The following is a 12,344-nucleotide window of genomic DNA, read 5'->3' as shown; positions in this document are numbered from 1 at the left end:
TATTCCCCCCGAGAGGAGATGAATCCATGCTCTACCTTGTTCCAGGAGCCTTAGCGGGAATCGTCTTTTACGCCATTCTCACAGCAGTGAGCTGGGCCATCGGGAAAGCCTGGCCACAACGACGTCTAAGCGCACATAGCCGGTTGACCATCCACTGCGTAGCTGCAGTTGCATTTTCGATTTTTCTCGCCGTCGCTGGCGGCGGAGGAAACTGGGCCACCCACCTGCAAATTAGCGGATTCCTACTGGCAGGATGCGTTCTGAGCTTCGTTACAGCCGCGCAGGACAAGAAGCAGAGCCTGAACAAATGACCCCCAAAACAATTGGCGGAGGCGGCGGGATTTGAACCCGCGGTGAGTTTCCCCACGCTGGTTTTCAAGACCAGTGCATTCGGCCGCTCTGCCACGCCTCCTCGTCACGCGTCAGCATGCACCGCGCGCAACACGTTCAGAGTACTAGACTCCGCCACGGGAGAAGAATTCGCCTCATCACGTTGCACAAAGCGCCTGCCACAACCTACTGAAAACCATTGCCGCACGCACCTTGCTCTGGTTTACTCGGGCCCATGCAGACAGTAGATACCCTCATCATCGGCGGTGGCGCGGCCGGCCTTCAGGCAGCCCTGGTCATGGTCCGCGCCCGCCGCAGTATCCTCGTTGTTGATTCCTCCACTCCCCGCAACCGCTTCGCCCACGAAATCCACGGTGTCATCGCCCTCGAGGGCACGCCACCCCTTGAGTTCCAGGAGCGCGGCAAAAAGCAGCTGCGCAGCTACGGCGTAACAATCGCGAACGCCACCGTAGATTCCGTTACCGATAATGACCGCACCCTCACCGCCACGTTGAGCAACGGGGAGACCGTCGCGGCCCGCTCCATCATCGTCGCCAGCGGCGTGGACGATGTGCATCCTGACATCCCGGGCCTCGAAGAAAACTGGGGAAATACAGTCCTCCACTGCCCTTATTGCCACGGGTTCGAGGTGGCGGACAAGAAGCTCGGCGTGCTCTGCATCGGCGAGTTCTCCCTGCACCATGCGGCACTCCTGCGCCAGTGGTCCAAGGACATCACCTTCTTCACCAACGGCATGGAGCTTACCGAGGAACAGCGCGCGGACCTGACTCGGCGGGGCCTTGCGCTTGTCGACGGCCCCGTCACCGCCTTCCAAGATGGAAAGGTTCTGGTTGGGAGCACACCCCATGCCGTCGATGCGCTGTTCTACATGCCTGTCCCTCACCCGCACGATGAGTTCCTCACTGACCTCAACCTTGAGCGCCACAGTCCGCCACCTGCGATGGGCGGAAGCCTCATCAAGGTGGGCCCAGCCGGTGCCACCAGCCACCCGCGCGTCTGGGCCGTGGGCAACGTGGTTAACCCGCCAGCGCAGGTGGCAGTGGCGATGGGCGAGGCCAACGCCGCAGCCATCGCGGTCAACGCGTTTCTCGTCGAGGATGATTGGATTTAAGTACGGTGGTGTGGCATGAAAGCCATCATTCAGACCAACCTGGAAGACCCACACTCGCTGGAGTTGGGGGAAACCAATAAACCACAACTCCAAGACGGCGAAGTCCTCGTTAAGGTCAAAGCCGCCGGCGTAAACCGCGCCGACCTGCTCCAGGCCCGCGGGCACTACCCACCGCCGCCGGGCGCTTCGGAGATTATTGGTCTCGAAGTCGCAGGCGAAGTCGTCGACGCAGGCGACACCGACATCGAGGTTGGATCCAAAGTCGGCGCACTGCTGGCCGGCGGCGGCTACGCCGAGTACGTGGCCGTACCCAAGGGCCAGCTGCTACCCATCCCCAGCGGCTATTCCTTTGCCGAGGCCGCTTCCGTCATCGAGGTGGCCTGCACCGTGTGGTCCAATATCGCGATGGAGGCAGAACTAGATAAGGGCCAAACCATCCTCATCCACGGCGGCGCGGGCGGTATCGGCACCTTCGCTATTCAGGTGGCGAAGCAACTCGGCGCCACCGTCGCCGTGACGGCAGGATCCGCAGAAAAGCTCGCCACCTGCAAGGAGCTCGGCGCGGATATCCTCATCAACTACAACGAGCAGGACTTCGCCGAGGAACTGAAGAACCAGTGCGATGTCATCCTCGACATCATGGGGGCGAAGTACCTCAAGAAGAACCTCATCGCGCTAGCTAAGGGCGGCCACATGGTCACCATCGGCATGCAGGGCGGAACAAAGGCCGAGCTCAACATGGGTGTCCTCCTCAATAAGCGCCTGACCCTGCAGGGCACCACGTTGCGCTCCCGCTCGCTGGAGGGCAAGGCCGCCATCGTCGCCGACACCGTCAAGAATGTCTGGCCTTGGCTGGAGGACGGCAGCGTCAAGCACCACCTGCACGCCACCTACGCGCTTGCTCGCGCTGCCGAAGCCCACCAAGCCCTCGACTCCGGCAAGGTCACGGGCAAGCTTGTCCTCGAGGTCTAAGCCAACGACGCAACCACGCGAGTGAGGTGCTCGACGTCGTGGTAAGTGCTGAACGGGCTCAGCGAGACCGTAACGGCACCGCCAACCTCTTCCACGCCCATCTCCGTGAGCAGCGGGGTGTGCGGGGCGATGGTAGTCACCAAACCATTATCGAAGAGGCGGCGGTGGATCACGTCCGCAGGCACATCACGCACGGCAAAGGTGAGGCGTGGGAGGCGGTCATCGGAGGCGTCGGCAGCCGCCTCACCCGTCACGCCAAGGATGTGGACGGCCGGCAGCGTACCCAACAAGCTGTAGAGATCCCCGGTGAGTTCCTCCATATAACCGGAGAGAGCTTGCATCGAACGCGTCAGGCGCACGCGGCGCGAACCCCGCTCCCCGCCGGCGAGTTCTGCTAGATGATCCACTAGGGGACCAACACCACCCGCCAAGCCTGCGGAAACCGGGCCAACGACAATCTCATCGAGGCGGCGGAACATCGCGGTATCGCGGAAGACCAGCGCCGCCATCTGCGGGCCACCCAGCGCTCCCACATCCACGCCGAGAATGTCCGCCCCAATCGCATCAAAGTCGAGGAGACGGTAGGGGGCGATCGATGAGACGTCGACAAGCACCCAGGCGCGCGAACGCTCATGGACCGAATCAATAATCTCCGAGGCCGGCGTGACCGTGCCCAGCAGCTCGTGGGCGCCAGAAAAGGCGACAAAACGCGTCGAGCCATCAACCAGATCAGCGTATTGGAATGCCGGCAGCTCGCCAGTTCCTAAGTCCGGCTGTGCCCACCGAATATCAGTACCCAGCTGTGCGAACGCGCTCGTAAACTCCGGAGAATCAAAACGGGAGAGCACCACCGAAGACTGCCGGCGCAGCAGCGGGCGCAGTGCAGCGCCCAAAGCCTGGTACAGCACCGGCAGCGACGGGCCCAGGATGACCCGCTCCGCTGTCGCCCCCGTGAGATCCGCCACCGCCCGGCGCGCGGAGGCATACATGTCCGCCGCGTGGAGCTCCCCTGGGTCGTGATGCGCCGAGTGCGCGCCCACGGCGTCCTCCAGCGGCTTCACCGTGGCGGACATGCGGAAAGAACGGGCCACGCCAGAGGCCACACGTTCCGCAATCTGCGGCGCGGCATGCGCGTTCAGGTAGGTCCAACCATCGGACAGACCAGTGTAAAGACCTCGCACGCTGGCGACGTCATACTGTTCCGTCATGCTTCAACCCTTCCTCCCGATGCGGATGAACGCTCCCTACTCTATACGCCCCACGTAAATCTTTCCTAACCCTCGATTTCCCCAGCTCGCACGTGTTTTCCCAGGTTACGGGCGTGTGTGTAGGTGTTTGCCGGACGTGCGCGCTAGGGTGAAGGACGTGCAAGACAAGAAAAACCTGCGTGACGACGTCGCCCGCATGACCTCCGCGCCTGCACCCGGCGAGGAGCCGGCCTCGCGTTCCATGACCATGTCGGCGGCCTTCGCCGATCTGTTGCAAGGCGCTCGCCAGCGCGAGCTGTGGTTCAAGCTGGGCATCCAAGACATCAAGCAGCGCTACCGCCGCTCGGTGCTGGGTCCGTTCTGGATCACCATCGCAACCGGCGTGATGGCTGCGGCCCTGGGCCTGCTGTATTCCATGCTCTTCCAGATCCCCGTGGCGGAATTCCTACCCCACGTGACCGTGGGCCTGATTATGTGGAACTTCATTTCGGGCGCCATTAAGGAAGGCTCGACGGTCTTCATCGATAACGAGGGCTTGATCAAACAGCTGCCCGCACCACTGTCGGTGCATATCTACCGGCTTGTCTGGCGGCAAACCCTCTTTTTGGGCCACAACCTCATCATCTGGCTGTTGCTCATTCTTATCTTCCCGCGCCACCTGGGCTGGGAGTTCTTCCTGTTCATCCCGGCGCTAGGACTCTTCCTCGTCAACGGCGTGTGGGTCGCCATGTTCTTCGGCATCATCGCCACGCGCTTCCGTGACGTTGCCCCGCTGCTGGAGGCTCTAACCCAGCTGCTCTTCTACGTCACGCCTATCGTGTGGATGACCAACACCCTGAAGGATCAGGGAGGCGCTGTGGCTAGCCGCGCGCGCATCGCTGAGATCAACCCGCTGTATCACTACATGGAGATCATCCGCGCCCCCATGATCGGCGAGCCCGTCGCCGGCTACCACTGGCTCATCGTCATCGGCTGCACCGTCGCCGGCCTACTCATCGCCGGCCTGGCCATGCGCCAGTGGCGCTTCCGCGTCTCCTACTGGGTCTAGAAAGGATCGTCCATGGTTTCCATTGATACGTATAACGCTTGCGTGGACTTTCCCATCTTTGATGCCAAGTCCCGCTCCCTCAAGAAGGCGATGCTCTCCACGGCCGGTGGCTCCATTGGCAAGAATGACCAGAACGTGGTCATGGTGGAAGCGCTCAAAGACATCAACCTCCACCTGCGTGAGGGCGACCGCGTCGGCCTCGTCGGCCACAACGGCGCGGGCAAAACCACTCTGCTGCGTTTGCTCTCCGGCATCTACGAACCTACGCGCGGTGCTGCCGACGTCCGCGGGCGAGTTGCCCCAGTCTTCGACCTCGGCGTAGGTATGGACCCAGAGGTTTCCGGCTACGACAACATCATCATCCGCGGCCTCTTCCTAGGTCAGACCATCAAGCAGATGAAGGCCAAGATGGATGAGATCGCGGAATTCTCTGAGCTGGGTGATTACCTCTCCATGCCGCTGCGCACCTACTCCACCGGTATGCGCGTGCGCCTAGCGCTGGGCGTTGTGACCTCCATTGAGCCGGAGATCCTGCTTCTCGACGAAGGCATCGGCGCCGTCGACGCCGCCTTCATGGCCAAGGCCCGCGTCCGCCTCCAGGACCTGGTGAAGCGCTCCGGCATCCTGGTCTTTGCCTCCCACTCCAATGACTTCCTGGCGCAGCTGTGCGATACCGCCCTGTGGATCGACCATGGCCAGATTCGCTCTGTGGGCGAGGTCTCCGAGGTCGTCGGCGAATACGAAGGCCCTGAGGTGGGCCAGTACGTGCGGGACTTGCGCAAGCGCTTCGACAACGAGGAGAACGTTTAGAGCTAATACCCAAGCATTTCGCGCAGCTCTTCACTCATCCCAGCCACAGTCACTTCCGGCCCCGGCTGGTAATCCTCTTTGCGCAGCACGGCCTTGTTGCCTTCGATGGCGAAGCCAAGCTTGCGTGATACAGCCTGGGAAGCCTCATTGCCCGGCTCCCACTCAGAGCGCAACCGATGAGCCCCCAGGTAATTAAAACAAAAGACCGCAGCGGCGTGGCGGACCTGCGTACCTATCCCGCGGCCCTGAAGACGGTGGTAGAGCCACGATCCGGTTACGACCTCATGGTTATCGGGAAAATTCTGCGCCCGCAGATCCACCGAACCAATGACTTCACCGCCAAGGTGCACACCGAAGTCCAGCGACCATTCTTCCGGAGACATCTGCGCACGATGCGCCCACCGAAAACTCGGATCAGGCTTCTGCTTCAACCACGGGAACGTGTACTCCGGAAGCGGCTCACCAAAAATCTCAGCGGCGGTGACTCCATGAATCGCGGCGATGTCACTGTCACGCAGCACCCGCAGGGTCAGGTCACCCACATGGATGGAAACCCTAAAAGGAGCCCACATTTCTTCAACGCTTCTCTCGGTCATGAGATCACTGTACTGTGTGCAGCGTCCTTAAAATAGCCTGCGATAATGCACCGGCATAGACCACGATTGCTTTTCAGTTGAAAGCACCTAGCACTAAACCAAAACACCTCTTTTAAGCCCATGCGCTGGAAGAATGCATACCCCTGTATGGGTGCAGCGCGATAGATATTTTTACGATTTATTCTTTTTCTTAGGTCCTCTCAACTCAAAATTTTCGCGAGCCTGAATCACAGGCACCGTTCTCTCTTAACTCTAAGGAGCCCTATCATGAAGCGTTTCGCTGCTGGCGTTGTTGCCGCCGCTACCGCACTGTCCCTGTCCACTGGTGTTGCCTCTGCTGCCGGTGACCCGAATGCTAAGAACGGCTCTTCCAACGACGCATACACCACTGGTTACGTCATCGGAGGCATCCTGAAAGAGGCAGCCGGTCAAGACGGCATGACCTCCTCCGTAGAGAATATTCTTGAAAACCGCGAGGACGACCAGAGCCGCACTCCCCTTTTCAGCTCCTTTAAGGCCGACGCGGCAAACGGCTGGACCGTTGGCACCACCTTCGACATTCTTTGGTGAACCGGTGTTGCAGTAGCCGTCCTCGGCGCTGCTTACACCGCAGTTCAGAACGGCCTCATCCCGGGCGTTTCCCTTCCGTTCTAATCTGAACGCATCAAGCTTTTAGCTTTGAATTTCTAGCTCCAGTCCTTTGTGGGCTGGAGCTTTTCCATATCACGAACGTTTACACAATCCCTTCCTTTACTTCCTCATAACTACTTTTCTCTCAAGGAGTACCTCCATGAAGCGTTTCACTGCTGCTGCCGTTGCTGCCGCTACTGCATTGTCCCTGTCCATTGCCCCGGCAACTGCTGCTGAGAAGGGATCTTCTGAGGTCTCCGAGGGCGAGGTCTTTGGCTACATTCTGAAGCAAGGACTCAAGGAAGCCGTCGGCGGCGATGGCTACGCCTCCTCCGTGAATTACGGCATTGAAAAGGGCGCTGAAGCTATCAGCAGCAAGGGCAGCAGCACCCCTGAGGAAATCAAGGAGGGCCTTGAGACTGCCGGCTCCGCCAAGGAATACCCGGTGGGCACCACCGCCGAGATCCTCGTTGGCACCTCCATCGCCGCAATTGTGCTCGGCCTCATTGCTGGTGTGGTCAATGCTGTGAACTCCGGCCTCATCAAGGTTCCGGGCTTCAACGCCTAAACCTTGGTCACCTCCATGTCACGCACCTGAGCGCCACATGCGAGTGGCACAATAGAACCCATGACTGCCACTCTGTCCCAGGCCGGAACGACGGCCGCTGTGATCGTCACCCACCAGCGCGTGGAGCTGCTGCGCGCCTCCCTTGAGCAGGTGGTGAACCAGACACACCCAGTGCAGTGGGTGATCGTGGTGGATAACGGTGCGGAAGCAGCAGTAGAGGATCTCCTCCACGAACTAGCTGGTGAGCGCGCCGTCTACGTGCCTTCCGAAACCAACCTGGGCGGTGCGGGAGGCTTCGCGTTGGGCTTCCTGACGGCGCTGGCCCTCGGCGCGGATGCGGTGTGGTGTGCTGACGATGACGGCCGCCCCGCTGACCACCACGTACTAGAGGAGCTGTACCGAGTTGCGGAAAACAACGCACTCCACGAAGTATCCCCCGCCGTGTGCAATATCAATGAGCCCGCCAAGCTGGCTTTCCCGCTGCGCCAGGGCTTGGTGTGGCGGCGCTACATGAGCGAGCTGGAAGGGGATTTCCTCCCCGGCATCGCCTCCCTCTTCAACGGGGCGCTTATCTCCGCCGAAGCCATGGAGATCATCGGCGTACCGGACTACCGCCTGTTCATCCGCGGCGATGAAGTGGAATACCACCGCCGTCTAGTCAACTCGGGCCTAAACTTCGGCACCGCGCTGACCACCAGCTACCTGCACCCAGATGGCTCCGATGAGTTCAAGCCCATCCTCGGCGGCAAAATGCACACGCAATACCCGAAGGGCGAGTTCAAGCGCTTCTTCACCTACCGCAACCGCGGCTATCTTCTATGGCAACGCGGCATGCGCAAGCTCCTGCCGCAGGAATTCGCACGTTTCGGCTGGTTCTTCATCGTGCAGCAACATGACGTGAAGGGATTCATGGAATGGCTGCGCCTGCACAACCGCGGCCGCAAAGAAGACTTCCGCCGGCCCTAAAACTCAAAGGACTTGCGCGTGCTGCGGAAAATCACCCACCGCTGCACAAAGAAGTTAATCAGCGTTGCCGTGCCCTGGGCAATCACGAAAGCCACCGCCAACGCCCAGGACGAAGGCCAATCCAGCGTGTGGTCAAAGAAGGGGAAGGCCCAGCGATACAGCACAATGTTGATCGCATAGGTCATGGCGTAGGTGGCAAACACGGCAGCAAAGCGGCGCTTCGATGCCCGCGCGTTGAAGGTCCACCGCCGATTCAGCAGGTAGGCCACGAAGGTACCGGCGGAAAAGCCAACGGTCCGCGAGGCCACATCGCCGAATACCCCTAAGCCAATTTGAAAGAGCCAGGTCAGGGAGACGTCGATAAGCGCGGCAATAGCTCCCGTGATCGCGAACTTCGTGCCCTGCGCCTGCAGGGAATTTGACCGTGAGAGGCGTTCGGCGCGACCGGGCATGGTTACTTTCCTTTGAAGATGAAGGCGCGCTGAATGGCGAAGTTGGTCACCGTGGCCACGCCCTGTGCAATGACGAAGGCGATGGTGTCCTTCAGCGCGCCGTCGAAGCCCAGGCTGATTAGCGGAGCGTTGAGCACCCAATACAAGAAATTCTGCACGGCGAAAGTAGACAGATACAACAAGCCCACCGCGCCGGCGGTGCGACCAGAAACTTGGGCTCCAAAAGTCCACCGGGCATTCGCCACATAGGCGGCGATGGTGCCGAAGACCCAGCCAATCGCCTTCGCCAAAGAACGGTGCAGGCCTAGGTACGTCAGAAAGAGGGTAAGGCCATAATCAATCGCCGCGGTGAAAACACCGACGGATACGAAGCGCACGAGTTGGGTCTTCATGCTAGAGGTAGGTTCAGTCACGGCGAAATACTCTACCCGCGGACAAGGGCGCGGTAAATGTCCAGGCGGTCCACGGGTGCGACGGCGTTTTCACCATAGGCGCCGAGAGAAGAAAGCACCTTAAGCGAAGCCGAGCACAGCTCCCGGATCGCCGAACCATGCAATTCCTCCCCATCATCGTCGACCCACCCCAGCGCGGCCATGGACGTCTCCGCTACGGAATCGGTCAATTCGCGCCCGCCCATGCAGGATAGCGCTAGAGCCATGGACCAGAAAGCATCCTTGCCCTCGTTCGTCACCTCACGCGGCAAGGTGCGCAGCTGGCGAAACACCTCAGCCTCAATGCTGACCTCACGCTTCAGGTCCAGCGCTTGGAGGAGCGGAACAAAATCGCACAGCCGGGTTCTTTCAATCAGCGCGCGAACGGGACTAGCCACAAGATCCAGAACCTCATCAATGGTTTCCTGGCCAGTGAGCTCCGCATTCACGGCGGTGAGATCAAAAGGTGTCTGGAAAGAACCGGAACCGCCCACACACAGGGCCTCCGGCGTGCCGCTATCGCGCGGGTAGGTCTCCACCACAACGATCTCGAAATCCCACAGCCCCCAGGCGTAATCAACCTGCTCGCCCTCGCGGCTCAAAAACTCGCGCACAGTGTGGCTTGGATCGATTCGTTGGCCACGGGCTTCGGTGTGCTCAAAGAAGTGCCACGGAGAATCCTCGTGCGGCAGACCGAAGCAGATTTCAAGAATATGGTGGAGCTCTTCCAACGTGAGCGCATCAGAGAAACCGATCTGACGGTGAACCTCCGCATCTGCGCGGACGTTAGATACCTGGCACAGCAGGGTTCGAGCAGAATCACCACGATTGGCGCGGACCTGCGCCAAATCTGTGACCTTTGAGCTCATGTGCCCCACCATACGCATTTTTAGTTGCGGGCGGTGAGCTCACGTGCTTCAAGCTCGCTGAGAATGAAGACGATGGCAGCACTGATTCCGCCCCAGACGGTCCAGGGTTTTGCCACCCCGCGGCGACGAATAAATCGCACCACGCTGCGCTCAGTCTTTACGGTGATCCATCCGCCCAGCAGCAGAATGCCGAAGGCAACCGGGATGGCCCACACGGGAACGTCGGGAGTCTCCGGCTCCGGCCGGTCCTCGTGGCTCTCGGCATTAGTAATGGCCACCAGCGCGCCGAACCCGAGGAAGGACAGCACATAGGCGAAAACGAGCGCAGTCTTATTCTTAATCCAGTCGGGGAATGCGGTCATGATGCCCACGGCCGCGGCTTGGGTGATGCGTCCGGCGAGGGTGTCATCCAGCGCATAATTATCTTGCTTGGGAGAGGTCATACCGCCCCACTTTAGGCGGGCGGTAGGCTACCGTGCATGTACTCCTCTAAAAAAGAGCATCTCACCCCGGCACAGCGAGCAGCGCAAGATGAGCGCGCCGAGGACGACAAGCGTCACGGCCACTTTCTGGCGACCGAACACACATCGCTGCCGCTCAATGGTTTTATGACGCGGCTCATCGCCGAGGAACTTCCCATCCTCGATTCCACTTCGCGCGGCCGCGTCTATGAGATCCTGCGCGCCTACGAAGGTCCAGAGATTAGCTCCCAAGAAGAACTGCCGGAAGAAATCCGCGAGATCATGGATCTGTACTAATTCCGAACTAAAACCACAGACTCGGGCAATATAAACGTTCCGTTTACTTGGCTTTTGTACCTAATCTCACGTTTTCACTCCCGCCACAGGCACGACCGCCTAGGTAGTGTAGAAAACCGACCCATCACATCGAATCAAAGAGTAAGAGATGGAACTGCATACTACTGAGAAGTCCCTCCACGGTTGGGGCCGCACGGCGGCGACAACCGCCCACGTTTTGTCCACCCCAGACGTCGACGTCATCAAGACGGCCGTCGCCCAGGTGGCTGAGGACAATGCTGATAAGCCTTCCCACCTGCGCCGCGGCGTCATCGCCCGCGGTATGGGCCGCTCCTATGGCGACCCCGCGCAGAACGCCGGTGGCCTGGTCATCGACATGCAACCGCTCAACAAGATCCACTCCATCGATCCGGAGTCGGGCATTGTCGACGTCGACGGTGGTGTCACCCTCGACCAGCTCATGAAGGCCGCCCTGCCATACGGCCTGTGGGTTCCTGTTCTGCCGGGTACCCGCCAGGTCACCATCGGCGGTGCTATTGGCCCGGACATCCACGGCAAGAACCACCACTCCGCCGGTTCTTTCGGCGACCACGTCACCTCCATGGAGCTGCTCGTGGCAGATGGCCGCGTACTGCACCTAGCCCCGGAAGGCTCTGAGGATGACCCGAGCGGCGATCTTTTCTGGGCCACCGTCGGCGGCATGGGCCTGACCGGCATCATCCTGCGCGCCAAGATCAAGATGACGAAGACGGAAACCGCCTACTTCATCGCGGATACCGACCGCACGGATAACCTCGATGAGACCGTGGCCTTCCACTCCGATGGCTCGGAGCACAACTACACGTACTCCTCCGCATGGTTCGACGTCATCTCCCCGGAGCCAAAGCTGGGCCGCTCCACTATTTCCCGCGGCTCCCTGGCCACCCTGGAGCAGCTGGAGGAGCTCGCCCCGAAGCTGGCGAAGGACCCGCTGAAGTTCAATGCCCCGCAGCTGATGACGGTTCCGGATATCTTCCCGAACTTCACCATGAACAAGCTTTCCCTCATGGCCATCGGTGAGGCCTACTACCTCATGGGCGCCCCGGCACGTAACCAGGTCAAGAACCTCACGCAGTTCTACCAGCCGCTGGATCTCATCGGCGAGTGGAACCGCGGCTACGGCTCCAACGGCTTCCTGCAGTACCAGTTCGTGGTGCCGACCGACGCCGTCGAGCCCTTCAAGGACATCATCCGCGATATGCAGAAGTCCGGTCACTACTCCGCGCTCAACGTCTTCAAGCTCTTCGGCCCGGGTAACAAGGCCCCGCTGTCCTACCCGATGCCGGGCTGGAATGTCTGCGTGGACTTCCCCATCAAGCCGGGCTTGGGCGCCTTCCTCGATGATCTGGATAAGCGCGTCATGGAATTCGGTGGCCGCCTCTACCTGGCCAAGGAGTCCCGCACCTCGGCGGAAAACTTCCACAAGATGTACCCGGGCCTCGAAGGCTGGCTCAAGACTCGCAACGACATCGACCCGACCGGCGTCTTCGCCTCCGATATGTCCCGCCGCCTCGAGCTGCACTAGAAAGGAATCA

16 protein-coding genes and 1 tRNA gene are annotated in these 12,344 nt (G+C 60.4%); 10 read left to right on the top strand and 7 right to left on the bottom strand.

What is annotated here, in order from left to right; genetic code table 11:
* Positions 1–26: 26 nt before the first annotated feature.
* Positions 27–311: a hypothetical protein gene (locus CAURI_RS00740; RefSeq protein WP_010188334.1), complete on the top strand. Its 285-nt coding sequence runs from the start codon at positions 27–29 to the stop codon at positions 309–311.
* A 13-nt stretch (positions 312–324) separates the two neighbouring features.
* On the opposite strand, the gene CAURI_RS00735 is transcribed toward CAURI_RS00740, so the two are convergent.
* Positions 325–412: transfer RNA gene (locus CAURI_RS00735), tRNA-Ser, on the bottom strand.
* 153 nt (positions 413–565) lie between these two features.
* On the opposite strand from CAURI_RS00735, the gene CAURI_RS00730 reads away from it, so the two are divergent.
* Together CAURI_RS00730 and CAURI_RS00725 are read left to right on the top strand one after the other, a co-directional pair.
* Complete coding sequence (locus tag CAURI_RS00730) at positions 566–1,462, top strand: NAD(P)/FAD-dependent oxidoreductase (RefSeq protein ID WP_010188333.1); 897 nt, start codon at positions 566–568, stop codon at positions 1,460–1,462.
* A gap of 15 nt (positions 1,463–1,477) precedes the next feature.
* Positions 1,478–2,434, top strand: coding sequence for an NAD(P)H-quinone oxidoreductase (locus CAURI_RS00725; RefSeq protein WP_010188332.1), 957 nt, complete (start codon positions 1,478–1,480; stop codon positions 2,432–2,434).
* Here the strand turns inward: CAURI_RS00725 and CAURI_RS00720 are convergent.
* Entirely contained in the window at positions 2,431–3,642 is a 1,212-nt protein-coding gene (locus CAURI_RS00720; protein ID WP_010188331.1) for an aminotransferase class V-fold PLP-dependent enzyme, read from the bottom strand. The genes CAURI_RS00725 and CAURI_RS00720 overlap by 4 nt on opposite strands.
* Positions 3,643–3,838: 196 nt before the next feature.
* On the opposite strand from CAURI_RS00720, the gene wzm reads away from it, so the two are divergent.
* On the top strand, positions 3,839–4,690 hold the full coding sequence (gene wzm, locus CAURI_RS00715) for a galactan export ABC transporter permease subunit Wzm/RfbD (protein ID WP_049754615.1): 852 nt from the start codon (positions 3,839–3,841) through the stop codon (positions 4,688–4,690).
* A gap of 12 nt (positions 4,691–4,702) precedes the next feature.
* The gene (gene wzt / locus CAURI_RS00710; protein ID WP_010188329.1) at positions 4,703–5,500 is read left to right on the top strand and encodes a galactan export ABC transporter ATP-binding subunit Wzt/RfbE; all 798 of its coding nucleotides are present in this window, start codon (positions 4,703–4,705) and stop codon (positions 5,498–5,500) included.
* 2 nt (positions 5,501–5,502) lie between these two features.
* Here wzt and CAURI_RS00705 read toward each other — a convergent pair whose 3' ends face one another.
* A complete protein-coding gene (locus CAURI_RS00705; protein ID WP_012714744.1) occupies positions 5,503–6,096 on the bottom strand; it encodes a GNAT family N-acetyltransferase in 594 nt (197 codons plus the stop codon).
* A gap of 267 nt (positions 6,097–6,363) precedes the next feature.
* On the opposite strand from CAURI_RS00705, the gene CAURI_RS00700 reads away from it, so the two are divergent.
* The 3 genes from CAURI_RS00700 to glfT1 all read left to right on the top strand — a co-directional run bounded on the left by CAURI_RS00700 (position 6,364) and on the right by glfT1 (position 8,260).
* The gene (locus tag CAURI_RS00700; protein WP_010188326.1) at positions 6,364–6,666 is read left to right on the top strand and encodes a hypothetical protein; all 303 of its coding nucleotides are present in this window, start codon (positions 6,364–6,366) and stop codon (positions 6,664–6,666) included.
* Between the two features lie 220 nt (positions 6,667–6,886).
* The gene (locus CAURI_RS00695) at positions 6,887–7,294 is read left to right on the top strand and encodes a hypothetical protein (RefSeq protein WP_010188323.1); all 408 of its coding nucleotides are present in this window, start codon (positions 6,887–6,889) and stop codon (positions 7,292–7,294) included.
* 60 nt (positions 7,295–7,354) lie between these two features.
* Positions 7,355–8,260 carry a galactofuranosyltransferase GlfT1 gene (gene glfT1 / locus CAURI_RS00690; protein ID WP_010188322.1) on the top strand — a complete coding sequence of 302 codons (906 nt, stop codon included), beginning with the start codon at positions 7,355–7,357 and terminating at the stop codon, positions 8,258–8,260.
* On the opposite strand, the gene CAURI_RS00685 is transcribed toward glfT1, so the two are convergent.
* The 4 genes from CAURI_RS00685 to CAURI_RS00670 are packed head-to-tail and all read right to left on the bottom strand — an operon-like array spanning position 8,257 to position 10,455.
* Positions 8,257–8,712 (bottom strand): GtrA family protein, encoded by a 456-nt coding sequence (locus tag CAURI_RS00685; RefSeq protein WP_010188320.1) that lies wholly within the window; start codon positions 8,710–8,712, stop codon positions 8,257–8,259. The two genes, glfT1 and CAURI_RS00685, sit on opposite strands and share 4 nt — an antisense overlap.
* A 2-nt stretch (positions 8,713–8,714) precedes the next feature.
* Positions 8,715–9,104, bottom strand: coding sequence for a GtrA family protein (locus CAURI_RS00680; protein WP_010188318.1), 390 nt, complete (start codon positions 9,102–9,104; stop codon positions 8,715–8,717).
* Positions 9,105–9,136: 32 nt separating this feature from the next.
* Complete coding sequence (locus CAURI_RS00675) at positions 9,137–10,012, bottom strand: plasmid pRiA4b ORF-3 family protein (protein WP_010188316.1); 876 nt, start codon at positions 10,010–10,012, stop codon at positions 9,137–9,139.
* 20 nt (positions 10,013–10,032) lie between these two features.
* Positions 10,033–10,455: a hypothetical protein gene (locus tag CAURI_RS00670; RefSeq protein WP_010188314.1), complete on the bottom strand. Its 423-nt coding sequence runs from the start codon at positions 10,453–10,455 to the stop codon at positions 10,033–10,035.
* Between the two features lie 36 nt (positions 10,456–10,491).
* Between CAURI_RS00670 and CAURI_RS00665 the strand changes: the two genes are divergently transcribed.
* The gene (locus tag CAURI_RS00665; protein ID WP_010188312.1) at positions 10,492–10,770 is read left to right on the top strand and encodes a hypothetical protein; all 279 of its coding nucleotides are present in this window, start codon (positions 10,492–10,494) and stop codon (positions 10,768–10,770) included.
* 148 nt (positions 10,771–10,918) lie between these two features.
* A complete protein-coding gene (locus CAURI_RS00660; RefSeq protein WP_010188310.1) occupies positions 10,919–12,334 on the top strand; it encodes a decaprenylphosphoryl-beta-D-ribose oxidase in 1,416 nt (471 codons plus the stop codon).
* Positions 12,335–12,344 lie beyond the last annotated feature (10 nt).

This window comes from Corynebacterium aurimucosum ATCC 700975, assembly GCF_000022905.1.
Lineage (GTDB): Bacteria > Actinomycetota > Actinomycetes > Mycobacteriales > Mycobacteriaceae > Corynebacterium > Corynebacterium aurimucosum_F.
Note: the sequence above shows the minus strand (reverse complement) of the source record. Positions and strands in the feature narration are given on the sequence as shown.